This is a genomic window from Salinimicrobium oceani, assembly GCF_012037645.1.
Window position 1 is genome coordinate 1 of the sequence record NZ_JAAVJR010000621.1, and the last position, 452, is coordinate 452.

The following is a 452-nucleotide window of genomic DNA, read 5'->3' on the forward strand; positions in this document are numbered from 1 at the left end:
CATTATACGGTTAAATTGCTTAGATTCAATGATTTTCAGTCTTACATTAAAAGATTTACAGGACTTATATGTCTACACTCAAAGAAGAGGTCAGGATTCGGGGGAAGAAGCTAAAGGAGAGAAAAGATCTGGCTCCCCGTCCTCTATTGAATGCGGTTGATGCAATTGCTCTCATAGTGGGGATTGTTATTGGAGCCGGAATCTTTCGCACCCCCTCCCTGGTCGCAGGGAATGTGGATTCCGGCGGAATGATGCTTTTAGTGTGGATTTTTGGAGGAGCGGTTTCTTTAATTGGGGCTTTATGCTATGCCGAACTCACCACAACTTTTCCAAACACGGGTGGAGATTACCACTTTCTCATGCGCGCCTTTGGAAAACGTACTGCTTTTCTGTTTGCCTGGGCGAGAATGAGTGTCATACAAACGGGATCTATAGCCTTACTGGCCTTTATT

At 44.7% G+C, this 452-nt stretch carries 1 protein-coding gene; it reads left to right on the top strand.

The window, feature by feature from the left end; all coding sequences use genetic code 11:
* Positions 1 to 68: 68 nt before the first annotated feature.
* On the top strand, positions 69 to 452 hold a 384-nt coding region (locus tag HC175_RS18555; RefSeq protein ID WP_168139694.1), incomplete at its 3' end, for an amino acid permease.